At 39.4% G+C, this 22588-nt stretch carries 23 protein-coding genes; 12 read left to right on the forward strand and 11 right to left on the reverse strand.

From position 1 onward, the window contains the following. Positions 1-305: 305 nt before the first annotated feature. The gene (locus tag ACFQRG_RS10595) at positions 306-821 is read right to left on the reverse strand and encodes a type 1 glutamine amidotransferase domain-containing protein (RefSeq protein ID WP_380965893.1); all 516 of its coding nucleotides are present in this window, start codon (positions 819-821) and stop codon (positions 306-308) included. 245 nt (positions 822-1066) lie between these two features. Further along, the gene (locus tag ACFQRG_RS10600) at positions 1067-1660 is read right to left on the reverse strand and encodes a Maf family protein (RefSeq protein WP_380965894.1); all 594 of its coding nucleotides are present in this window, start codon (positions 1658-1660) and stop codon (positions 1067-1069) included. A gap of 192 nt (positions 1661-1852) precedes the next feature. Between ACFQRG_RS10600 and ACFQRG_RS10605 the strand changes: the two genes are divergently transcribed. The 9 genes from ACFQRG_RS10605 (at position 1853) to ACFQRG_RS10645 (ending at position 10886) form a co-directional block, all read left to right on the forward strand. Further along, on the forward strand, positions 1853-2197 hold the full coding sequence (locus tag ACFQRG_RS10605; protein WP_380965895.1) for a YojF family protein: 345 nt from the start codon (positions 1853-1855) through the stop codon (positions 2195-2197). Positions 2198-2229: 32 nt separating this feature from the next. Continuing rightward, on the forward strand, positions 2230-2889 hold the full coding sequence (gene bshB2 / locus ACFQRG_RS10610; protein ID WP_380965897.1) for a bacillithiol biosynthesis deacetylase BshB2: 660 nt from the start codon (positions 2230-2232) through the stop codon (positions 2887-2889). A 238-nt stretch (positions 2890-3127) separates the two neighbouring features. Further along, positions 3128-4015 (forward strand): N-acetylmuramic acid 6-phosphate etherase, encoded by an 888-nt coding sequence (murQ, locus tag ACFQRG_RS10615; RefSeq protein ID WP_380965898.1) that lies wholly within the window; start codon positions 3128-3130, stop codon positions 4013-4015. 103 nt (positions 4016-4118) lie between these two features. Next, on the forward strand, positions 4119-5492 hold the full coding sequence (locus ACFQRG_RS10620; protein WP_380965899.1) for a PTS transporter subunit EIIC: 1374 nt from the start codon (positions 4119-4121) through the stop codon (positions 5490-5492). A gap of 126 nt (positions 5493-5618) precedes the next feature. After that, positions 5619-6704 (forward strand): DUF871 domain-containing protein, encoded by a 1086-nt coding sequence (locus ACFQRG_RS10625; protein ID WP_380965900.1) that lies wholly within the window; start codon positions 5619-5621, stop codon positions 6702-6704. Positions 6705-6718: 14 nt separating this feature from the next. Continuing rightward, entirely contained in the window at positions 6719-7576 is an 858-nt protein-coding gene (locus ACFQRG_RS10630; protein WP_380965901.1) for a MurR/RpiR family transcriptional regulator, read from the forward strand. A gap of 125 nt (positions 7577-7701) precedes the next feature. After that, on the forward strand, positions 7702-8607 hold the full coding sequence (locus tag ACFQRG_RS10635) for an AAA family ATPase (protein ID WP_380965902.1): 906 nt from the start codon (positions 7702-7704) through the stop codon (positions 8605-8607). Positions 8608-8649: 42 nt separating this feature from the next. After that, positions 8650-10548 (forward strand): nitric oxide reductase activation protein NorD, encoded by a 1899-nt coding sequence (locus ACFQRG_RS10640; RefSeq protein WP_380965903.1) that lies wholly within the window; start codon positions 8650-8652, stop codon positions 10546-10548. Between the two features lie 155 nt (positions 10549-10703). After that, the gene (locus ACFQRG_RS10645; protein ID WP_380965904.1) at positions 10704-10886 is read left to right on the forward strand and encodes a YfhD family protein; all 183 of its coding nucleotides are present in this window, start codon (positions 10704-10706) and stop codon (positions 10884-10886) included. 205 nt (positions 10887-11091) lie between these two features. Here the strand turns inward: ACFQRG_RS10645 and ACFQRG_RS10650 are convergent, their stop codons facing one another. From ACFQRG_RS10650 to ACFQRG_RS10665, 4 genes are all read right to left on the reverse strand, one after another. Beyond that, on the reverse strand, positions 11092-11466 hold the full coding sequence (locus ACFQRG_RS10650) for a DnaJ family domain-containing protein (RefSeq protein WP_380965905.1): 375 nt from the start codon (positions 11464-11466) through the stop codon (positions 11092-11094). Between the two features lie 116 nt (positions 11467-11582). Next, a complete protein-coding gene (locus ACFQRG_RS10655) occupies positions 11583-12665 on the reverse strand; it encodes a permease (RefSeq protein WP_380965906.1) in 1083 nt (360 codons plus the stop codon). A 195-nt stretch (positions 12666-12860) separates the two neighbouring features. Further along, positions 12861-13400 (reverse strand): CotD family spore coat protein, encoded by a 540-nt coding sequence (locus ACFQRG_RS10660; RefSeq protein ID WP_380965907.1) that lies wholly within the window; start codon positions 13398-13400, stop codon positions 12861-12863. A 134-nt stretch (positions 13401-13534) separates the two neighbouring features. Next, positions 13535-14152, reverse strand: coding sequence for a nitroreductase family protein (locus ACFQRG_RS10665; RefSeq protein ID WP_380965908.1), 618 nt, complete (start codon positions 14150-14152; stop codon positions 13535-13537). Positions 14153-14608: 456 nt separating this feature from the next. On the opposite strand from ACFQRG_RS10665, the gene ACFQRG_RS10670 reads away from it, so the two are divergent. Then, positions 14609-15604, forward strand: a complete 996-nt coding sequence (locus ACFQRG_RS10670; RefSeq protein ID WP_380965909.1) for a C40 family peptidase — start codon at positions 14609-14611, stop codon at positions 15602-15604. Positions 15605-15640: 36 nt separating this feature from the next. On the opposite strand, the gene ACFQRG_RS10675 is transcribed toward ACFQRG_RS10670, so the two are convergent. Beyond that, positions 15641-17170: an FAD-dependent oxidoreductase gene (locus tag ACFQRG_RS10675; RefSeq protein ID WP_380965910.1), complete on the reverse strand. Its 1530-nt coding sequence runs from the start codon at positions 17168-17170 to the stop codon at positions 15641-15643. Between the two features lie 221 nt (positions 17171-17391). On the opposite strand from ACFQRG_RS10675, the gene ACFQRG_RS10680 reads away from it, so the two are divergent. Further along, on the forward strand, positions 17392-17574 hold the full coding sequence (locus ACFQRG_RS10680; RefSeq protein ID WP_380965912.1) for a hypothetical protein: 183 nt from the start codon (positions 17392-17394) through the stop codon (positions 17572-17574). Positions 17575-17674: 100 nt separating this feature from the next. On the opposite strand, the gene pheA is transcribed toward ACFQRG_RS10680, so the two are convergent. Further along, positions 17675-18496: a prephenate dehydratase gene (gene pheA, locus ACFQRG_RS10685; protein WP_380965914.1), complete on the reverse strand. Its 822-nt coding sequence runs from the start codon at positions 18494-18496 to the stop codon at positions 17675-17677. A gap of 941 nt (positions 18497-19437) precedes the next feature. Then, positions 19438-20346 (reverse strand): homoserine O-acetyltransferase MetA, encoded by a 909-nt coding sequence (gene metA / locus ACFQRG_RS10690; protein ID WP_380965915.1) that lies wholly within the window; start codon positions 20344-20346, stop codon positions 19438-19440. 361 nt (positions 20347-20707) lie between these two features. Between metA and ACFQRG_RS10695 the strand changes: the two genes are divergently transcribed. Next, positions 20708-21082 (forward strand): hypothetical protein, encoded by a 375-nt coding sequence (locus ACFQRG_RS10695; protein WP_380965917.1) that lies wholly within the window; start codon positions 20708-20710, stop codon positions 21080-21082. Positions 21083-21138: 56 nt separating this feature from the next. Here ACFQRG_RS10695 and ACFQRG_RS10700 read toward each other — a convergent pair whose 3' ends face one another. Both ACFQRG_RS10700 and ACFQRG_RS10705 read right to left on the reverse strand, forming a co-directional pair. After that, positions 21139-22323: a DEAD/DEAH box helicase gene (locus tag ACFQRG_RS10700; RefSeq protein WP_380965918.1), complete on the reverse strand. Its 1185-nt coding sequence runs from the start codon at positions 22321-22323 to the stop codon at positions 21139-21141. A gap of 20 nt (positions 22324-22343) precedes the next feature. Then, the gene (locus ACFQRG_RS10705) at positions 22344-22565 is read right to left on the reverse strand and encodes a YdbC family protein (protein ID WP_380965919.1); all 222 of its coding nucleotides are present in this window, start codon (positions 22563-22565) and stop codon (positions 22344-22346) included. Positions 22566-22588 lie beyond the last annotated feature (23 nt).

The raw sequence follows: 22588 nt of genomic DNA on the forward strand, positions 1-22588 counted from the left end.
TCCCTCCTAGTAAAATAAATCTGGTTGGCGAACCAAAATTTATTTTATCACTAGAGGGGCTTTTTTTGTTACATCGCTGAAAGCTTTCCGGAACCATACGCCTAGCGTATGGTTTTCTTTTTATAAAAAATCCGAAGCCGGTCCAAGCCGGCTTCGGCAATCAACTTTTTTACTTTTATTTTAAAAATGGGTTGGTTGCCCAAAGACTGGCAGAACTTTGTATGATCTTATATTAATCAAAATGAGCCAAGCTTAAAAAAAAGCTGCCTCATTATTATGAGACAGCCCTCTTCTATTTACCTTAATTATTGCAGTAATTTTAAGCTTTCGCGGTTAAATGCCGGTAAGTCATCCGGCGTACGGCTTGTTACCAGCTGATTTTGACAAACGACAACCTCTTCATCATGGAAGTTTGCGCCGGCGTTCTTCAAGTCTACTTGAATAGATTTATAACCTGTTGCATCACGCCCGTTTAATGTCTCAGCTGTAATGAGTAACTGAGGTCCGTGGCAAATTGCAAACACAGGCTTTTTATCGTCCATAAATGATTTTACAAAACTTACAAACCGGTCATCGGCACGAAGGATATCCGGTGAGAAACCGCCCGGAATTAACAGTGCATCAAAATCACTTGGCTTCACATCGTCAATGGATGCATCTGCTGTTACTGAAACTTCGCCTTTTTTCCCTTTTATCGTTTTTCCTTTTTCTTTCTCAATAATGGTTAATTGATGTCCTGCTTCCTTTAAAGCTTTTGCAGGTTCACTATATTCAGAGTCCTCAACCATATCAGTCATGACTACAGCTACTTTCTTGCTCATTAGGTAAATCCTCCTTTTATCTTTCTAATATGTATCTACCCGTCCAATTTAAAATTAAAACATTGTGTTAATAGATAAAAAGCAGCCTTATTTGACCAAATCTTTAATGAATCTTCTCAGAAAGATCTTTTTGATTATCAGTTGAAACGGCGATACTATTGACAGTTTGGCTCACTTCATCAATCACATTGGATATATTTTCGAGCTCTTTCCAACTAAAAACGGTGAAGTGATTTGAAGATCTTTTATATGACTTGAATGTCAAACTCTCCAAGCATATCAGCCAATAGGGCCAACGGTAAGCCTACAACAGTAAAATAATCACCGTCTATTTTTTTAACAAAAGTCGCCCCAAGTCCTTGAATACCGTAAGCACCTGCTTTATCCATCGGTTCGCCTGTATTTATATAGCGTTTTATCTGTTCTGAAGATAAAGTTTTAATCTTAACCCGGGTCATGCTGTCATTCACTTGGGTTTTACCTGACTCTGAATCAATACAAGCAATTCCGCTGTAAACTTCATGAATATTTCCTTGAAGCATGTTTAACATATGGAAAGCATCATCTTTATTTTTTGGTTTGCCGAGCCTTTTGCCATCTAAAACAACAATCGTATCGGAGCCAACGATAATGCCATGCTCGTTATCCTCCTTACATGCCGCATAAGCTGCGTTTGCTTTTCTTAACGAGAGCTCCTTGACAACTTCAGAAGGCGTCATATTTTTGTTAATCGTTTCGTCAACATCATTTTTCTTTATCTCGACAGGCAGGCCCAATGTATGTATAAGCTCACGGCGGCGCGGAGATGAAGATGCTAAAATTAATTTTCTCTGTTTCATAAATAATGGTCACTCCTAATCATAGGTACTAACTTTATTTTTCACCTTTTCTAATTTCTAAAAACATAAATATGCATTTCACTAAGCATATTTTTATAACAAACCCATTCAAAGTTGTATGATAGTGTGTAGAATAAAATTATCGAACATCATGTTTGTTGTAAAGTTCGCTGATTAAAGGAGGAATGACAGTTGCAGCCGATAAAACGATCCGAAGTGCAACAGGCTTTAGATACATTTGCTAATCAAGAGGTATACATCCACCTTGAAACAACCAATGGCGCCTATGCCTCCCATTTTAATGAAGGTTTCTTCTCGGCGGGCGCATATATAAGAAACGCAAAAGTAAGCTATACGCGGGGAACTATTACCGGCGACGATCCATACCGGATCGGTCTTAAAATGCCGATAGGATGGATTTATGCCGAGGGTCTTACAGATTGGGAAATTGACGATCAAGGGCGGTTGCTGATCGCCGGTCACGATCACGAAGGAAAACTTGCTGTCGCTCTGGAGATAAGCAAGGAACCATTTTAATACGTAACATCCCTGCAGGAAGGAGAATAAAGATGGATCGCCACATTTTAATAGTATTTCCGCATCCGGATGATGAAGCATTCGGTGTTTCCGGCAGTATTATGAAATATATTCAAGAAGGGGCCTCTGTTACATATGCTTGCCTAACTCTAGGTGAAATGGGACGTAACATGGGAAGGCCGCCTTTTGCGACACGTGAATCATTGCCGGGGATTCGTAAAAAAGAACTTGAAGAAGCTTGCCTGATTACAGGCATTCAGGATTTGCGACGCATGGGTCTTCGCGACAAAACAGTTGAATTCGAAGATCCAGATGAGCTTGCTAAGCGCATCCGTGCAATTATTGATGAAATACATCCGGAAGTTATCATTACTTTTTATCCCGGTTACAGCGTCCACCCTGACCATAATGCATGCGGCGCAGCTGTTATTAAGGCTGTCCAAAGCATGCCGGAAGATCAAAGACCGGCAGTTAACTGTGTCGCATTTTCTCATGACTGTTACGACAAATTAGGTCAACCGGATATTAAGAGGGACGTCAGCGAGTTTGCTGAACGGAAGCTTGAAGTTATAAAAGCCCACCGCTCACAAACACAAGGACTGGTCCAAGGAATAAAAAAACGCCTCAGCAAAGAAAATCAAGAATTTATGAATCAACTTAAAACAGAAAGATTTTGGACTTACAAGTTCTAGATATTAGAAGTTGGATGTTTGAAATTTGATTTTAGAACCCAAGGCTATATTTTATGGCCTTGGGCTTTTTAATACTTAAGAAAAATATAAATTGGAAGCTATGCTGGCTTTGTTTATTAAACGTTTATTTAAAATTTAATTTTATTTTTTTTATTTATTATTGATATTTTATTTTACTGATCATATAATATAAATCAGAAAACGCTTTCAATACTCTAGAATTGTGGTGATAGACACGATGCTTAATCATTTAACAACAGAGACAAGAAACAAACGCACGATGAATTTAGATCAAATGTCGATAGAAGAATTTTTAAAAGTCATGAATGAAGAGGACGCAAAAGTTGCTCAGGCTATCCGTGAACAAATTCCGCAAATTGCAGAAGCAGTTAAAAGAATTATAAAATCCTTCAAATCCGGCGGCCGTCTTATTTATATGGGTGCCGGCACCAGCGGCAGGATCGGCCTTCTTGACGCCGTTGAATGTCCGCCAACATTCGGTACGAATCCTGATGAGGTGATTGGATTAATAGCCGGCGGCGAAAGAGCCTTTATTAAAGCAGTTGAAGGGGCTGAAGACAGCCGAACATTAGGAGTACAAGATTTACAAGACATCAAGTTAACTAAAAAAGATGCGGTCGTCGGCATCGCAGCCAGCGGCCGTACGCCCTATGTCATTGCCGGTCTTGAATACGCTAACAAAATCGGCGCAACAAGCATTGCCGTCAGCTGCAATAAAGATTCCGAAATTGGAAAGGCTGCGCAAATTGCCATCGAAGTGGTTAACGGCCCCGAGGTTTTAACAGGTTCAACCCGATTAAAGGCAGGCACTGCACAAAAGCTTATTTGCAATATGCTGTCAACAGCCTCAATGATTGGGATAGGCAAAGTCTATGGAAATTTAATGGTGGATTTGCAGCTTACGAATGAAAAACTGGTAGAACGCGCAAAACGGATTGTTATGGAAGCAACGTCTTGTGATTTTAAAACGGCAGAAGAATATTTGAAAAAGGCCAATGATAAACCAAAGATTGCTATTGTTATGCTGCTTACCGGCATGTCATATGAAGATGCTGTCAAACGTTTGGAAAAATCACAAGGGTTTGTTCGGAAAGCTGTTGAGTAGAGAAACTGGCTAAATATTTTTCTAAAGATTGGAGGGATTTCATCCAATTATAAGTTTACCAGTTTCATTGTTTTAAAAGAAAATTAAAGGGGGTAGTACAACAGTGAAAAAAGAAGAACGTATGGCCAAAGAAATATTAGAAAATGTCGGTGGTCAAGAAAACCTTATCAGTCAAGCCTATTGTATGACAAGGGTCCGGATGAAATTAAAAGATTTCACAAAAGCTGATATTAGTAAATTAAAAGCTATCGATGGTGTTATGGGCGTCGTAGAAGATGAAACATTACAAGTCGTTGTGGGACCAGGTACTGTTAATAAAGTTTCCGCTGAAATTACTAAAATAACAGGGTTAAAGGCCGGTGAAGTAAACGAAAACCCTGATGGGCCATATACCGAAAAAGCTCTTGAAAAGAAGTCAGAAATTAAAAAAAAGAACAACACACCGGTTAAAAATGTTTTGCGAAAAATCGGCAACATCTTTATACCGCTCATTCCAGGATTGGTCGCATCCGGTATTTTAAACGGGATTGCCAACTTTGCTAAAAACGCCGGTGCTGATCCAAAAGATATTTGGATGCAGCTGTTATTGTTTATCGGCGGCGGTATCTTTACCTATATGGGTATTCTTGTTGGCTGGAACACCGCTAAAGAGTTTGGCGGAACACCTGTATTAGGCGCTATTGCCGGTATCTTTATTATCAACCCCGCACTGGCGGATATGGTTGTCTTCGGTCAACATTTAATCGCCGGGCGCGGCGGTTTGATTGGTGTCATGTTTGCCGCTTGGTTAATGGTTATTATAGAAAAAGTTGTCCGTAAATTCATACCGAATTCTATTGATATTATTTTTACTTCTACTATCACCGTTTTAGTTGTCGGCATTTTAACTGTCTTTGTTGTTCAACCGGTAGCCGGGATCCTTTCAGACGGCATTACTAACGGTATCAACGCCATCTTGAATGTCGGCGGTGTCGTGGCCGGTGCTATTCTAGCCGGGTTCTTTCTCCCGCTTGTTATGGTTGGCTTGCATCAGGGACTCACGCCAATCCATATGGAAATGATTAATAAGTTAGGCTACACCCCGCTTCTGCCGATTCTGGCCATGGCAGGTGCCGGTCAAGTTGGCGCAGCTATTGCAATCTTTGTCAAAACTAAAAACAAACGCTTGCGCAATATTATCAAAGGCGGTCTTCCTGTCGGCTTCTTAGGTATTGGCGAGCCGCTCTTATACGGGGTTACCCTTCCCCTTGGCCGTCCATTCATCACAGCTTGTCTCGGCGGTGCTGTCGGCGGTGCCTTTCAAGCGGTTATGCATACAGCTTCAGCCGGCATCGGCGTCTCCGGCTTGTCACTTATACCTTTAATTGTGCAAAATAAATATTTACAATACTTTATTGGCCTAGTTATCACATACATTGCCGGCTTTATTTTCACATACTTTTTCGGTTTTAAAGATGAAATGGCCAAAAATATATAAAGAAAACTTGGCTGGCGCCAAGCCTTAAAGGCGCAGGCAATTGCCAATTTATACGCTTAACGTATAAAAAATGTAAATGGCCCGCACCTTTTGAAAAGGATGCGGGCTAAATTTGGAGGATTGCTTATGCTCGGGATTTCTATTTATTTAAACAATAAACTTACCGCAGCCGGTGAAAGTTTTATAAAAGATGCCAAGCAACACGGGTTTGAAGCCATCTTCACTTCACTGCACATTCCAGAAGATGACCCGTCTCAATACCGTGAACGATTAAAAGCATTAGGCCAGCTTTCAAAAGATAATAGTATGACTTTAATGGCTGATATATCATCAAAATCAATGGAGCACCTTGGTCTTTCTTTTTCAACGGCTGCCGAACTATTAAACTGGGGCGTTGACGGATTGCGCATTGATTACGGAATTGATGAACAAACGATTATCAGTCTTTCACAACAAATGCGAATCGCCCTTAATGCGAGCACTATAACAGAAACAAAGCTTGACCAATTGACAAAAAACGGATTAATTACCGGTCACACAGAGGCTTGGCACAACTTTTATCCCCGTCCTGAAACCGGTTTGAGCAAAGCCTATCTCATTGAAAAAAATCAATTATTTCACAAATACGGTATCCAAACGATGGCGTTTATCCCCGGTGACGCATCATTGCGCGGCCCCCTTCATCTCGGTCTGCCGACGCTTGAAAAGCATCGAAACTTATCGCCATTTGCTGCTTATTTAGAACTTATTCATTCTTGTGAAGTAGATAAGGTGCATGTTGGCGATCCCTATTTATCGCAAACTGCCTTAGTACAATTTGCTGAATGGCAAAAAGAGCGTGTGATAACATTAAGAGCATGGCCATATCTTGAAAAGCGTTTAAGAGAAACCATTCCTGTCAGTCATACAAATCGTCCAGATCCGGCCAGGGATTGCCTGCGCTCGGCTGAATCCCGCACTTATGCCAGTGAAAACGGCATGAAATATGAACCTTATCAAACAACTGAACGGCCGCGCGGATCTATTACAATCGATAACAAACTTTACGGCCGCTACGCCGGCGAATTGCAAATAACCCTGACAGACTTGCCGAAAGATGATAAAGTCAATGTCGTCGGGCAAATAATAAGCGAAGATTTACCTCTGTTAGACGCTGTCGAACCCGGCGGCAAGTTTAATATTAAATGGATCGAAACTGTTAATAACAACTAAAAGGAGATTACTGGATGACAATTGGTAGTATTATTTCCCAAATAAAAGCGGCTTTATCTGATTTACCTGACTCGGAACAAAAGGTCGCAGAATATATCATGGATTTTCCAAAAGAAGTTATTAAAATGAGCATCCATGAAACAGCAAAAAAAGCCGGAACAAGCAGTGCTGCCATTGTCCGTTTTTGCCGTTCCATGGGGCTGGACGGTTTTCCAGACTTAAAAATACGTCTTTCTGTTGAAATGTCCAAACCGCAACAGCCCGGTTATCTTGATATAGAATCAAATGAAGAGGTTGAATCAATCGCAAATAAAATCATGTCTAATACATTGCAGACCCTTCAAACAACTGCAGGTCACTTGGACAGTTCAGCTATAAAAAGAACCATTGAGGTCATGCGCAAAGCATCGGTTATTTACGTTTATGGCGTTGGCGCATCCTATATTGTTGCAGAAGACGTTGCCCAAAAGTGGCAGAGGCTTGGCAAGCATATTTTCTCTATCTCCGACTGCCATATACTGTCGATGAATTTTGCCACCTCCCCTCCTGACGCTGTTTTCTTCGGGATCTCATACAGCGGGGATACACCGGAAGTGGTTCATTTAACAAAGCTTGCCAAGGATTACGGCATTACTACCATCGGTCTTTCCCGTTTTGGCAATAATAAGCTTTCACAGACAGCTGATATTGTGATTAATACAGCCCGTGCTCCGGAGGCGGAACTCAGGAGTGCGGCAACGACATCGCGTTTTGCCCAACTCTTGGTCATTGATGTTCTTTTTTTTGCTTACGCTTCATCACAATATGATTTTACGGTTGATCAATTGGCAAAAACCAGGGAAGCTGTAGAGTCATGGAAAGAGAAATTTTAAAGCGGGGGTTGCCCCGCTTTTTATTTATTTTCTTATTTTAGCTCCGAAATGCCATTATTAGACTAAATGACGGATATCGATTATCATAGAATGTTGGATGAAAAATATTTTATGGAGGGTTTACTTTGTTAGATAGTGAACTTTTAAACACACTCCCTGACGTTATTCAGGATCGTGTTTTAACAATAAATGAACAAAATCAATCACGCTATGCAGAAGAGGTTGAATGGCTGATTGGCAAAACAGGCTATACGGCACCGGATGAGAATATTATTAACGATGCTGTCACAGCCCTTGCTCTCGGTAAGAACGTCCTTTTAAAAGGACCGACGGGATCCGGTAAAACGAAGCTTGCCGAATTATTGTCTTACTTATTTTATCAGCCAATGCATTCTATTAACTGTTCAGTTGATTTGGATGCGGAAGCGTTGTTGGGATACAAAACGCTTTCCTATGATGATGACAATAACGCTCACATTACATTTGTTTCAGGACCTGTTGAAAAAGCGATGAAACAGGGACAAATGTTATATATTGATGAAATTAATACGGCAAAGGCTGAAACGCTGCCGATTCTTAACGGTGTTCTCGACTACAGGAGAATGGTTTTAAACCCTTTTACCGGTGAAACAGTAAAAGCCAAAGAAGGATTTAGCGTTATTGCTGCAATAAACGAAGGTTATGTCGGGACAACGCCTTTAAATGAAGCATTAAAAAACCGCTTTGTTGTGATTGACGTGCCTTACCTTCAAGGTGATGCGCTCGGAAGTATGTTAAAAGAACAGTCACTGCTTAAGGATGAAAATGTCATATCACAATTTGTAACGTTAAGCCAGGATCTCCTTTCAAAAGTAAAAGAAGGCCAAATCTCAGAAGAAGGCGCATCTACCCGTTCACTTTTAGATGCCTGCGATTTATCTGCATACATGCCGCCCGTCCGCGCCATCCGCCGGGCAATTATCGACAAGCTTGAAGATGATCGTGAAAAAGCGGCTGTTCAAAACATTTCCGAAACCATTTTTGGACGCTAAGAATTTTTGACTGTCTGTTAAAAGAAAGAGAGGTGAAAAACGATGAAGTTCTTAAACTTTATGGAAAAACGCATTGATCCATTTCTTAAAATTGAGCTGACGGATTTAGCTAAAACACTGGCTTCTTCAGAAGATTTAAAGGTTGACTTTGCTTTCCATTCCTACTATAGAAAAGAAGAAGATACAGTCACTGTCAGTCATTATTGGACAAGACTGCTTGATGAAAGTAAAAAGGACGGCATGAAAAGTGATATTTATTTAAGAGCTTTTGGAAACCTCCATTTTACTGATTATCAGGCTGTTAGCCATTATTTATCTGAGATTGACACAATGAATGCCCCTTCATTTCGAAAACAAATTTTTTGTTTTTTGGAAGATATGCGCCTTGAGAAAGTATCCTGTGAAAAGCGCCCAGGGATGATTGTCGCTTTTCAGGCCAGGCATGACCTCTTTCATAGACGTTTCCGTGAGCGTTTCTCTTATCATAAATCAAAAAATGAATGGCTTGATGCCCTTTTTTGCGCTTTTTATTTGCAGTTTATCGGCAAACCCATTGCTTTACCGCAGCCTATTGCACACTTAAAACCAATAATGCGAAAAGCCGTTTCCGAATGTCCTAAAGCTGAACATACGGCTGACATTCGTGATTTGGCAATTTTAATCGGAAACGAGATTAATAAGGAACTTGGAGATATGGAAGCCTCTTACCTAACCATGTATGAATCCTTAAGTGAGCCGGAAGCGGATGAAGCGTCTATGGAAGAAAAGAACGAACTGATTAGCGACTCTTCTAAACAGGTTGAGGATAAGGAAGACAAAGAAGCACACAAAGAGAAAATGCCTTCTTGGCACCAAGAGCAAGAACAAGAAGGAGATAATTTTCTTCAATTTGATTTAGATGAAGGACAGAAAACAGACCTTATCGGTGAGGGTGAACGCAAATCAGAATCCGGGGATCAAGCTCTTGCCAGCGTCCAAGGCGCATCAAAGGATTCCGAGGGAAACCAATTTGATGAAAATCAAATGGAAACGAGTAAAAGCGAGGGGGCTGTACCTTCCGGAGAGGATTATGGATACGCTGAAGTCAACAGGAACGCCAAAGCCATCATAAAAGGTGTTAAAAAGCCCAATCCCGCCGATCAACAGGCCTATAAAAATTTAAAGGCAAAAATCCAGCCTGTACAAAAAAGCCTTCAGCAATCGATCCAAAAAACGATTGAACAAAAACAAATTGCTCCTAGAACGGATTTGCACTTTGGAAGGTTAAACAAAAAGCTATTGCGAATTGTTACCGACGATAATCCAAGGCTATTTTATAAAAAACAAGAACCAAGTACAGAATTGGATGTTGTCTTCTCGCTTCTTGTTGACTGTTCAGCTTCCATGTACGACAAAATGGAAGAAACACAAGCGGGTATCGCTCTTTTTCATGAATCATTGCTATCTCTTGGCGTCCCCCATGCTGTAACGGGTTTTTGGGAAGATGCCCTGTCCGCTGATGACAATGAACAGCCTAACATTTTTCTCGAAGTCATCAAGTATGAAAAATCCTTATTACCCGGACAAGGCGCAAATATCCTTCAACTTCATCCTGAAGAGGACAACCGCGACGGCTTTGCCATCCGAACAGCCGCTAAAGAATTGTTGGCTAGACCTGAAAAGCATAAAATACTGCTCGTTTTTACAGACGGCGAACCATCTGCCTTCGATTACAGCGAGAACGGCATTGTCGATACACAAGAAGCCGTCCTTGACATACGAAAAAAAGGAATAGAAGTCATCGGCGTCTTCCTGTCGAATGAATACACCCAAGACAGCGAAAAAGAAACAATGCAAAATATTTACGGAAGGCAAAGTCTTATCATACCGACCGTAGAAGAAATCCCTTCATACATTACCCCGCTCCTAAAAAAATTATTATACCGCTTTTTGGGGGTCTGACCCTGTGAACTTGTGGATAGTGTTGATAATGTGGATAAATGATGCCGATTTAGTCAATATAGTAAGTCCTCTTGTGAAATCACAAGAGGACTTTGCATTATTTCTCTCATCCTTTCACAACATAAATAAGAAGCTACAGAAAGGAATGAGAATATATGGGCAGATCGCATCATCGTAAAAAGCGCGATAAAAACAAACAAGATTTACCGCAAACACCTAAATACGAAAAAAACCCGGATGGCCAAGATTTAGAATTGGCAAAGGAACTTTCAGACCGTTATGAATTAAAAGCAAAACCCGGATTCCCTCCAATGGATGTTGAAAGAAAGAGTAAATAGGGGGTCTGACCCTGTGAATTGTGGATAATGTTAATAATGTGGATAACGCATTATTTGCATATATCAAGGCCATTAAATTAGCGCCATGTTCAACTTGGAACATGGCGCATTTCCATACTTTCACAAACGAACGGCGGCTTAGGTTTAAAGCATAAGTATAACTGCCTCTGGCTGCACCTGCTGCATGCCAGTCAGAGTGTATTCTTTATAATTTAAACTTGTCCGCAACCTTATCCTTATAAGCATAATAGGCCTTCGATTTTGTAAGATTCCTTCGTTCCATTAACTGGTTATATCGTATTGTTTTCTCGGTAAGTTCCCTATGCAAAGAGGCAATTTCTTTTTCATCATCACAACAGGAAATTAAGTCTTCCAGTGAAAGCATTTCCTTCTTTAATTGAACTTCCTCGGGAACATAACCCGAATTTTTTAAGATTTTATAACTCATGCGAAGGTCGTCAGGTACACCAGATAATTTTTCCATCTTCAATGGCTTGCCTTTCCCTTTCAAATTATCAAATTCACCGTTATTCATAGCTTCACGTATCTTCCCTTCTGCAATCAACGAGAAAATATCCATACCGGTGCCTCCTCCTTATAGTGGGGTCTGACCCTGTGAACTTGTGGATAGTGTTGATAATGTGGATAACTTAATAACCATGGTCCGGATATAATTTATATTATTTGCCAAATTAACTAAAGAAAAAACATACCAATAAGACCGCTGATAATGCCCAATATCATGATACTGATACCAAGAAAAATAAGTGTCCGCCAAGACAAGGCTCTCCGTACCATTAACATGGACGGCAAACTGATAACAGGAAGCGTGATTGCAAGCGCAGCTGCTGGCCCGGTTCCTAATCCCATTGCCATAAACGCTTGAACAATAGGAATCTCTCCTGCGGTTGGAATAACAAATAAGGTACCCGCAATCGCAAAGATAATAATAGCTAAAATACCGTTGCCCCAATCACCGCCAACTATCGGAAAAAGCCATGCCCGAAAAGCCCCTAATACAAAAACACTAATAATATATATAGGAAGAGTTGTTAATACGATAGAACCCAGGTTCTTTAACCAACGAATTGGAAGGCGCCCTTTAGGATCGTCATTATTATTATTGGCTGTTTTTTGGATGATTTCGAGCGGCTGATCTTGCTCTTTTGCTATCCGTCCTGCCAGGTAGCTTAGTCCAAACACGATAATGATGCCAAAAATAAGACGCAGAACGGTGAACTTCCAACCTAAAACAAAAAACATAAAAACAAGAACAGCAGGATTTAATGCTGTATTGCCAAACCAGAAAGCTGCAGCCGCTGAAACAGAACTCGCCTGTTTTCGCATACCTACAACAAGCGGCGCCGTACAGCAAGTGCACATCATACCAGGCAAAGCAGAAAGACCGGCTATAACCGTACTGCCGTAAGTCGTTTTACCCAGCACACGGCGGAACCAATCTCGCGGGATAAGAACTTGAATAAGTGAGGCCAGAATAAGTCCTACAACAAAAGCTTTCCAAATCGATTGAAAATAGGCAACGCTGTATTGCCACGCCGCTGACCACGACGGTTCCGGCGTCTTACTATGGCCGCCGGAAATAATAGAAGAACCGACCGAGTGAGTAGTCACGGCATTTAGCGCCTTCCCGTAATAAGGGTGCCATTTTACCCAATATAAACCTATAATTGCTGCAATAATAAATATAATGGCACCGGCGATCCATCGCTTTCTATTTGATGAAGGAATATGTGATGATAACTGGGTTTGTTCATTCATTTTTGCTTCACTCCTTTCCTGGGGTCTCCCCTGTGAGCTGTGGATAATGTTAATGATGTGGATAAATAAAAAGTTATTATTGAGTCTCCGGAACGACACTGAATAAACGCCATATTCACTTTGAATATGGCGCTTTATATTATTAAACGGATCCACCGCTCCTATTTAATTATACATGATTAAGATACATACGATCTAGAACTTTCCATGATGATGCATATGATGCGGATGGTGCGGGTGTTGCGGATGATGCGGATGATGCAAATGCTGCGGCAGCACACATCCGCAATTCACGTCTTCGCAGCTTTCTGTACATTTCATCGACTCAGTATGAGGGTAATAATGAGCATTTGTGACATGAGTGTGTTTCCAATGTAACGTATGAGACGGATGAATATACGGTACGACTATATTCTCATAATAGTTTTGTTGAGAATATTGCGGATCACAAACTACTTCCGGCATCACCTTTGGCGGGCAAGGTCCAGCACCATCCATCATTGGTCCCATACCATCCATCATTGGCCCTGTACCATCCATCATCGGTTCATTGCCATATGGCATATTTGGGTTCCCTCCGTCATGATGATGCATACCATGGTGATGTGCGTCATGATGATCATGATGATGCATACCATGGTGATGTGCGCCATGATGGTCAAATTTGTGGTGATGCATTTCATTTTCCCAGTTAGCCAAATTTGGATTAAACATATTTTCATTATCCAAATGCATTTTAACATGCCTCCTTATGGTTAATTCACTATAGATTATGTAAAATAACCATCGTCTGAAATGGACAAAGACCTATGGAAAAACCTATTTTTAAAAAAAATCCCTTAAATAACAAGGGATTTTGGGTGTTATTATCATTCGAATGATTCATAAGTAATAATTTCTTTTGGTCCGCGCCGGGAACCGCGCTCTCTCGTTTCTGCCTCACCTTTACCAAGAGTAATCATCATAACAGGAACCAAATTTTTTGGTACATTAAATTCCTTTTGAATGGCTTCCGGATCGAAACCTATCATCGGGCATGTCGCATATCCCATATCTTTTGCCGTAAGCATCAGTGCCATTGCCGCAAGCGAAGCGCCGCGGATCGCTTCGTCCCTCTTCGTTTGATCGCCTTTGTAAAAGTTATGAATAGTATCAACCAACCCGGCCTTTCCCTCTTCAGAGAGGTAACCTTTTTGAATCCAATCATCAGCTACTTCATCTGCTCGATTATAGGCATCTAAATCGCCAAGAACGACAATTGATGCACTTGCGTCGGCAACTTTTGGCTGATCCCAGGCAGCTTTCTTTAACTGTTCCTTTTTCTCATTATCTGTAACAATGAGAAAATGCCATTGCTGCAAGTTCCAGGCTGATGGTGATAGAGCCGCTAATTCTATAATCTTTTCTATTTCTTCTTTGGTCATTTTATAATCTTTATCATATCTTTTAACTGACCTGCGTTCATTGACTACTGCTAAGTATTCCATAATCTTGACCTCCTAAAGTTAGTGATTTTAACCAGACACTACTTATTATAATGAACGTTTTTTATGAAAAAAAATCATCGGCTCAAGGATTGAAAATTCTTAAAGACAGCCGCCCTTTTTGGATAACTATTAAAAATTATGATTTTAACTTGCATTTAGTTTAGGAAAAATGGACTTTTTTTCTGAATTAATCTAGCAGATTACCTGCCAATAACCCCCTTCTTTTGTTCTATATAACAAATCCAACCTATCATTCGCCATTTTTCTCCAATAATTCAAGTAAAAAATTTCTAGAATAATAGGACTTTGTAGCCAATATCAACCAATGTAACCAAATTGTAATTTTTTTAAAACCTGCATGTTACATTATTCGAGTATTATTGACACCAGAGAGAAAAAAATGTTGAATCGTAAAGCTTCATTATGAAAAGAAATAAAATTAGGGGGAATTTTGTTTTGTTAAAACCTAAAGGTATTGTAAGAAAACTTGTAACTACAACAACTGTCGCTGGAGTAATGGCAATCGCGCCATTAGCGCTGCATCCTGGAAGTGCTTCAGCACATTCGCCATCTATTGGCTTAAAAAATCAATCTACTAATTATAGCAGTCAATCTACGGTTGTACATAAATCTGTTCCAGTTTCAAAGCAAAATACACAATCTAGCGGACTTTTACAATCCGGTGACCGTGGACAAGCTGTCAGCAACCTTCAATCCAAATTAAACTCTAAAGGCTATTTAAAAGGCGGCGTTGACGGTATCTATGGTCCTAATACGGCTAATGCTGTTCGCCAATTCCAAAGTGCAAATGGTCTTTCTGTTGACGGTATTGCCGGTCCAGATACACTTTCTAAATTAAACGGTAATTCTGTTGCAAACAATAATAATGGCAGTAACTCCAGCAACAGCAATAATAACAGCCAAAGCAATAATACTACTGTAAACAATGACAATTCTAAATCTAATAATGATAATGTCTATCATCCTATGTCTGCACCGGCAAACAACAATCAATCATCTAATGTAAGTGATATGGCATATCATCCTAATAATAGTGCTAACAATCAAGACACTCAAAAGCAAGTTTCCGGTTCAGAAATAGCTTCTATTGCCAAACAATATAATGGCGCTCCATATGCAGATGGCGGTATGTCACCGTCCGGGTTTGATTGCAGCGGTTTTATAAAATATGTTTTCCAACAAGCGGGTATTGACTTAGCCGGCAGATCTGCAGCCGATCTTTACAATGATGGAACTCCAGTAAGTTCTCCAAGTGTGGGCGATGTTGTATTCTTTAGCAATACTTATAAGCCAGGTATCAGCCATGCAGGTATCTATCTTGGAAATGGACAAATGATCAGCGCTGAAAATTCAAATACAGGTGTAAAAATTACTGATCTTAGCATCAGCTATTGGCAAAATCATTTAGCTGGATACAGATCTTATAATTAATGTTAGAATTGAGCCCTCTAGAAAGGGCTCTTTATTTTACTTCAATTTCTTCAACGGTTTTTCCGCAGGTCCTTCAACAACTTCACCGGTATATGAATACCGTGAACCGTGGCACGGACAATCCCAAGTTCTGTCACCACTGTTCCACTCGACTTCACATCCCAAATGTGTACAGGTCGTGTCTACGATATGACATTCACCCTGATCGTCAATATATGCTCCGGCCCGCTTGCCATCATATGTAACAATCCCGGCTTCACCTTTTGATAAATCATCTACCCTTTTATTGAATATCTCAAACTTCCCTTTGATAAGGTGGCCCGCGACATCGGTATTTTGTTTAAGAAAAGTTTTCAGGCTTGGATCAGCGTAGAAACGTGACGGACTATATAAGTTCTTATAAGGATTTTCCTTTTCCAATACAATGTCAGAAAGTAACATGGCCGCAGCTGTACCATTAGTCATCCCCCATTTTCTGTAACCGGTGCCGACTAAGATACGAGGATGCCCGGAAGCAATTTCTCCAATATAAGGGACTTTGTCTAAAGTTGACAAATCCTGAGCAGACCAACGATAAACAATCTCTTTTAAAACAAACACTTCCTGACCGAAAGATTCGAGGGCCTTATAATGTTCTAAAGTGTCTTTTCCTTGACCGGTTTTATGTCTTTCTCCGCCAATAAGCACCATATTATCATTATTAATTTTTGCAGACCTGAATGAACGTACCGGGTTCTCCGCACTGATATACATGCCGCCCGGGTAAGGCACGTCCACCTTTGCTGCAATAAGATAAGCCCTTTCAGCATGAAGTCTTGTAAAATAAAAACCTTGCCCATCATAAAATGGATAGTGTGAACAAGCAAGCACGTATTTGCCTAAGGCACGATGACCATCCCGTGTGACAACTGCCGGCTGCTGTCCATCTTCAATATCAACCGCGGTTGTCCCTTCAAAAATCATACCGCCGTTATCTGTAATGACTTTGACTAGGCCAGCCAAATATTTAATTGGATGAAATTGTGCCTGACCTTTCATAACTAAAGCATTTTGTGCATTGACATCAAATGGTATTTTATCAACTAGATCTCCATTAATTCTCAATTCCTGATAGGCATTGAATTCTTTCTCAAGTTTTCTGGCATACTGGCTTGTCGTTGCATACAAATAAGCATCCTGCTCACTAAAATCACAGTTAATGTCATGCTGATTGATCGTTTTCTTAATAAAATCCAATGCTCCCATATTGGCTTCGTAATAGAGCCTTGCTTTACTTTTACCCATATGATTAATCAATTCATCATAAATCAAATCGTGTTGGGCGGTAATTTTCGCCGTTGTATGTCCGGTTGTACCGTTCAGCAGTCTGTCTGCCTCCAGCAAAGCGACTTTTAATCCCTCTTTCACAAGCAAATAGGCGGCGGTTATTCCTGTAATACCCCCTCCCACGATTACAACGTCAGCTTTTATATCTTCTTCTAAATGATTAAATTTTGGCAAATCAACAGTATCTCTCCAAGACGGTTCCGGAAGCTTTGGTAATTTTTCTTCTGAATTTTGTACCACTTATAGTCCTCCAATAATCGGTTTGTTATAACCTCAGTTTTTCCAATAAAATCATGTCATTATACCTAAGTACATACTAATGCCCTAATATATAGGTGAATAACAACATTAACCTCATATATTGTTAAAAAGGTCTTTCTTTTTTATAAAGTAAGAAGGAATTTAAACACGATTATGGAAAAATATAACAGAAATTTAATATTAAGGAGGGAAATGTCGAGATGCTTGAAGAAAAGAAAATCGATGAAATTCAAAAAAAGCTTGATGATATAGAAAAGCACCTTAAAAAAATTGAAAGCCGTATAGATACAAGCAGTGATCACAGACCCATTTTTGGCAACAATGTTTGGGTATTAGTCCCGGTTGCTTGCATTGTAATGTGGGGATTATCACAGATATTTTGAAAATAGAACCTTATAAACCAGCGAGGGTACTTTTAAAATATTATTTTTAACGGGTGTAAGAAAGGAGCAAGCCTTCACTCGCCCCTCGCCTCTTCTGAAATTATAAATTTGTCGTATTATAGCTTCCAAGTATACTAACCTGATGCTCAAGTGTCTGAAGAATCGTTATGGCTTTTTCCATTGCACGATCCTTTTCCCCTGCGGCCGCTTCAAGGAAAAACTGATAAGTCCCTAATTTTTTCTTAGTCGGACGGGATTCAATCCAAGTTAAGTTAATATTAAGAGCGGAAAAGACATTTAAGATTTTTGACAGAACGCCGGCATTGTCTTCATTAGGTGTTACTAACAGCATTGTTTTATGCGGATTTGGCGGTGTTGATTGAGTTTTTGAAACAACAACAAACCGTGTATGATTAACCTCATTATCTTGTATGCTTCTTTCAAGTACATGCAGATCCAAAGCCTTTGCCGCCCACTCAGAGGCGACAGCTGCCACATCATTTCTTTCACTATTTTTTACCGCTTCCGCCGCTGAGGACGTACTGTCGAAATGCTTTGTTAAAACTTTGAGCTTCCTTGTAAATTCCCTGCATTGGGCAAGTGCAGGCGCAATCGACCACACTTCTTTAATATTCGTTAAACTCGTTTCAGCCGATGTTAATAGATTCAATGTAACAGGTAAAACAATTTCTCCCTCAACGAATAATTCATACATTAATAAGCCGTCCACTGTCATCGTGATCGTACCCTCAATTGAGTTTTCAATCGGGACAATTCCCTTGTCCACCGTGCCTTCCCTGACAGCTTCAAGGACATCTAAAACTGAATAACTCATATGCCAATCAATATCATCGCCTTTAAAATAGCGAAAAGATGCTTCTTCTGAAAATGTTCCTTTTGGTCCTAAATAGGCTACTTTCATTAGTGAAATTCCTTTCTGCAAATCTATTGGTTTAATTGTTACAATACATTGATTATTAGAATAAGTATATCACTGTATCAATTATTTGGCTAAAGGATATTTTCTTTTAAATAAGCAGGAGTTGGTTTAACAATCTAATTATTTCTAACTAATTTTGCAAGCTTCATAAGAAAGCAAATGGATTTTTTTATTATTAATATGGTATTAAAAAAAGCACCCGGGTTAGTACTGTATCCCATATATTCCGCCTTCAAAAATTCAAAAGCATTTGTTTTTAAATTTTTCAAGGTAACTTGGATAATAGGTAAGATAATGAGAGTTTGGATAAATAGTCTTTATTTTGTTTAATGATTTTGCATTAACATCATAAAATACATAGTTCTCTAATATTTTTACCTCCGTTTTCAAGTACCGGGTTAATCAAGTAACAGGAAAAAAATTATTAAATAGGATTGTGTCATTAAAGGAACAACTATCAATAACAATGTCAATAGACTTCGACTTTAACGGAAAGTTCATGTTATTATTTGCTATATATAAAGCGTTGACATTAGAATTGGATTGTTCAATTCGTCTCTTTAGTTTTTCCAAGGTTTCAACAGAATAACAACTGAAAACATAAAGGATGTCATTGACTTTAATTTATTCATTGTAAAGTAAAAATATAGACAACCAAAAGAAACCAATATATTAGATTAGTGGGATCGTAAATGATCCCACTACTTTTTTTAATATAACTTTAATTTTTTACCATTAAAATAACAAGTCGTATATAAAATTACTCTTTAAATTTTGATGCGATACGATACATGCCCGTGGAACTCATGAAGGACCAAAAGGACCAATCGAAAAATTTAATGGTTAAACCCCCTCTTACTACTTATGGAGCAAAAATAAAATGAGATGGATGCCCGCCTTCTCCAATTGGTTTTAATACTCTTCTAATCCCACTTATAAGGCGTTTCTTGATAAACATAATAGTTTAACCAGTTTGAAAAAAGCAGATGTGCATGGGAGCGCCATTGATTGAGCGGCCGTTTGTTTGGATCGTTATTAGGATAGTAATGTTCCGGGAGACATATGTCCAACCCTTTACTGCAATCACGCTGATACTCCTGTCCTAATGTTACAGCATCATACTCTAAATGTCCGGTGACCATAATATGCTTCTCATCTTTAGAAATAATAATAAACGGACCCGCCTCATCTGACTGCGAAAGTAAAATTAAATCGTCACAGCTTTTAATTTGTTCCTCGGAAACACTCGTATGGCGGGAATGCGGAGCCGCAAACTCATCATCAAAACCGCGTACCAGCTTGATCGTTGGATGATTTATTTGATGTCTAAAAACACCAAAGCATTTCTCCGGCAATTCGAACTTATCAATACCATAGTGATAATAAAGAGCGGCCTGAGCCCCCCAACAAATATGCAATGAAGATGTGACATGAGTTTTCGACCACTCCATGACCTCTGTTAATTCATCCCAATAATTAACTTCTTCAAAATCGAGATGTTCAATCGGTGCCCCTGTAATAATCATGCCGTCAAAATCAGATTTCTTCACTTCCTCCAGCGTTGTATAGAATTGTTCAAGATGAGATTTGCTGACATGCTTTGACTCGTGGCTTGCGGTATGCAAAAATTTAATATTTACTTGCAGGGGAGTATTGCCAAGAAGACGCAGCAACTGTGCTTCAGTTTTCTCCTTCTCCGGCATTAGATTTAAAATTAATATATTTAAAGGTCGAATGTCTTGGCTGTTTGCCCGTTCAACATCCATGACAAAAATATTTTCATTTTCGAGAATTTCCCGTGCAGGTAATTTTTTTGGAATATTTATAGGCAACTGAATATCCCCCCAGGTGTGAATTTTCGATAAATACATTATATAGGTGTCTCCGGGAACTAGCAACCGCATGCCGCCCTTGGAAATATAACTTTTATTCGGATGCGTTTTCATTATCTTCAAATGATCAATCTTTATGACTCATGCTAAATTAAAATCAATTATCTTATTTTCAATTTCATAGTTTAATATTGTTATTTTTGGACATAATGCTATTAATCTTAAAGAAAACTTGGCTGATATCAAGCCATAAGGCGCAGACAACTGCCTGGTACTCCAGAGCACAAGTCTCGCTAACTCACTGTGTTCGCAGTTACGCTTATGAAATTAAACACTTAAAGTAAAAAAGGGGTGTGGGATAATGTCTAAAGTCTCAACAGTTTCACTTAAAAAGGTCGAAAAAGTCTTAAAACAAAAACGCGAAAATGAATTTAACGGGTATAAAAATAGGGGAACAAATAATCAATATGTGACAATTGAAGATGTTTTAAGAGAAGTCGCTCTGAGAAAAATGATAGAGAACCCGATGATCGGAATGGAATCTAAAGAAGTCAAACAATCTAATAAAGAGTTAATACATGAATATAATGCATTAGCTAATCTTTTGAATACACAAGAACAAAAAGGAAAGCTTCTTGATGTAGATGCTGCTTATAATTATACAGCTATATGCGAGGCTGAGGAATGTTTCATTCAGGGATTTTTGATGGGTTATAAATTTTCAAAGGAAACTTAAGGATAAATTAAATTCCAAAAGTAGAGAAGCGGAGGATAATACTTCCGCTTCTTTTCTTAATGACGTTTTCTGGTTCGTTTATTACTGTTTGAACGGTTTGGGCCAGGCTTCTTATCCGTTATTTGTCCTTTAAACAATATCTTTCTATGTACAGGTATTTGACATTCCCGGCAGAACTTCTTTAGGTCACGCTCTTCTCTGGGCGTGACAATTGATATCACAATCCCAGATGAGCCTTGTCTGCCCGTTCGGCCCGACCGGTGAACATACTGTGTGACACTCTCTGGAAAATCAACATGGATAACATGCGTCAGTCCTTCAATATCCAGTCCTCTGGCAGCCACATCTGTAGCCAGCAGCAACGGATATTTTCCAGCGCGAAAATTTTTAAGAGCTGTTTCACGCTCTGATTTCTTCGCCTCACTATGCAGCACACCTGCAGGGATACCTTTATACTGCAATTTTTCGGCTAATACGGATAAGTTGCCAATGTCCTTTACAAAGGCTAATGCCTTTAAAGACCCTGTTCTCATAATCTTTCTTAAAACCTCAATTTTCTCCCTTGCTTCACAGACAAAATAAATATGTTCGACCTTTGATTTCGCCGCTTTAGTTTGATTTACTTTTACAATTTCCGCCTGATCCATTATGTCTTTTGCAAGTTGTTCAATATGATTAGGTAAGGTTGCAGAGAAAAGAAGCAGCTGCCGATCATTCAAAGTTGTTTTAATGATGTTCTTAATCGTATCAATGTGTTCCGGTACAAGCAGCTGATCGCCTTCATCCATGACAATGGTCTTAACCTCATGCATTTTCAATTTCTTTAGCTTGATTAATTCCAATACACGGCCGGATGTCCCTACGATAACCTGAGGATGCTTCTTCAATTTTTCCAATTGTCTTTTGATATTGGCCCCGCCGATGAAAGAAGCCGGCGCAATGCCGCTGCCTTCCGCCCATTTTTGCGTTTGTTCAAAGATTTGCATGACAAGCTCCCGCGATGGCGCCAAAATAACTGCCTGAGGACTGTTTATTTCTAAATTGATACGCTGTAACAGGGGCAATAAATAGGCAAGGGTTTTACCCGTTCCAGTCGGTGACTCTGCAATAACATTTTTCCCTTCTAATATTAAGGGTGTTGATTTTATTTGAATGGATGTCGGTCCTTTAAAACCTGCCTTCTTCCAAGCATCTTGTAAAAAAGGTTTCATTGCTGATAAAAATGGCTCATTAGTTGGCATGATGTTCTCCTTATTCTTTTTTACTTATCAAAGTCTCGCAACACTTGTTTAAGCTGAATGATTTCTTCTTCAGTTAGTGTAATTCCTTTACCCATTTTTTCATGTTCGGGTGACCAGTCCCGAAGATCATATTTCGGTTCTCTGCCGTTCCAGCTGATTAAATTCAACTCCTTTTTCCACCCCTTTGGTGATTCTGAAATAACCCCTATGTTTTCTATTATTTCATATTTAATATCTGCCATAAAAACCCCTCCTTATTTAATCT

Source organism: Scopulibacillus cellulosilyticus (genome assembly GCF_042665295.1).
GTDB lineage: Bacteria > Bacillota > Bacilli > Bacillales > Sporolactobacillaceae > Scopulibacillus_A > Scopulibacillus_A cellulosilyticus.

Bases quoted from the DNA above. Each gene is read 5' to 3' on its own strand.
- ACFQRG_RS10700 (WP_380965918.1), bottom strand. From the start codon at position 22,323: ATGCCAACTAATGAGCCATTTTTATCAGCAATGAAACCTTTTTTACAA.
- ACFQRG_RS10695 (WP_380965917.1), top strand. From the start codon at position 20,708: ATGTCTAAAGTCTCAACAGTTTCACTTAAAAAGGTCGAAAAAGTCTTA.
- pheA (WP_380965914.1), bottom strand. From the start codon at position 18,496: ATGAAAGTAGCCTATTTAGGACCAAAAGGAACATTTTCAGAAGAAGCA.
- ACFQRG_RS10645 (WP_380965904.1), top strand. From the start codon at position 10,704: ATGGGCAGATCGCATCATCGTAAAAAGCGCGATAAAAACAAACAAGAT.
- ACFQRG_RS10660 (WP_380965907.1), bottom strand. From the start codon at position 13,400: ATGCATTTGGATAATGAAAATATGTTTAATCCAAATTTGGCTAACTGG.
- ACFQRG_RS10595 (WP_380965893.1), bottom strand. From the start codon at position 821: ATGAGCAAGAAAGTAGCTGTAGTCATGACTGATATGGTTGAGGACTCT.
- ACFQRG_RS10705 (WP_380965919.1), bottom strand. From the start codon at position 22,565: ATGGCAGATATTAAATATGAAATAATAGAAAACATAGGGGTTATTTCA.
- ACFQRG_RS10600 (WP_380965894.1), bottom strand. From the start codon at position 1,660: ATGAAACAGAGAAAATTAATTTTAGCATCTTCATCTCCGCGCCGCCGT.
- ACFQRG_RS10650 (WP_380965905.1), bottom strand. From the start codon at position 11,466: ATGGATATTTTCTCGTTGATTGCAGAAGGGAAGATACGTGAAGCTATG.
- ACFQRG_RS10655 (WP_380965906.1), bottom strand. From the start codon at position 12,665: ATGAATGAACAAACCCAGTTATCATCACATATTCCTTCATCAAATAGA.
- bshB2 (WP_380965897.1), top strand. From the start codon at position 2,230: ATGGATCGCCACATTTTAATAGTATTTCCGCATCCGGATGATGAAGCA.
- ACFQRG_RS10630 (WP_380965901.1), top strand. From the start codon at position 6,719: ATGACAATTGGTAGTATTATTTCCCAAATAAAAGCGGCTTTATCTGAT.
- ACFQRG_RS10640 (WP_380965903.1), top strand. From the start codon at position 8,650: ATGAAGTTCTTAAACTTTATGGAAAAACGCATTGATCCATTTCTTAAA.
- ACFQRG_RS10665 (WP_380965908.1), bottom strand. From the start codon at position 14,152: ATGGAATACTTAGCAGTAGTCAATGAACGCAGGTCAGTTAAAAGATAT.
- ACFQRG_RS10680 (WP_380965912.1), top strand. From the start codon at position 17,392: ATGCTTGAAGAAAAGAAAATCGATGAAATTCAAAAAAAGCTTGATGAT.
- murQ (WP_380965898.1), top strand. From the start codon at position 3,128: ATGCTTAATCATTTAACAACAGAGACAAGAAACAAACGCACGATGAAT.
- ACFQRG_RS10625 (WP_380965900.1), top strand. From the start codon at position 5,619: ATGCTCGGGATTTCTATTTATTTAAACAATAAACTTACCGCAGCCGGT.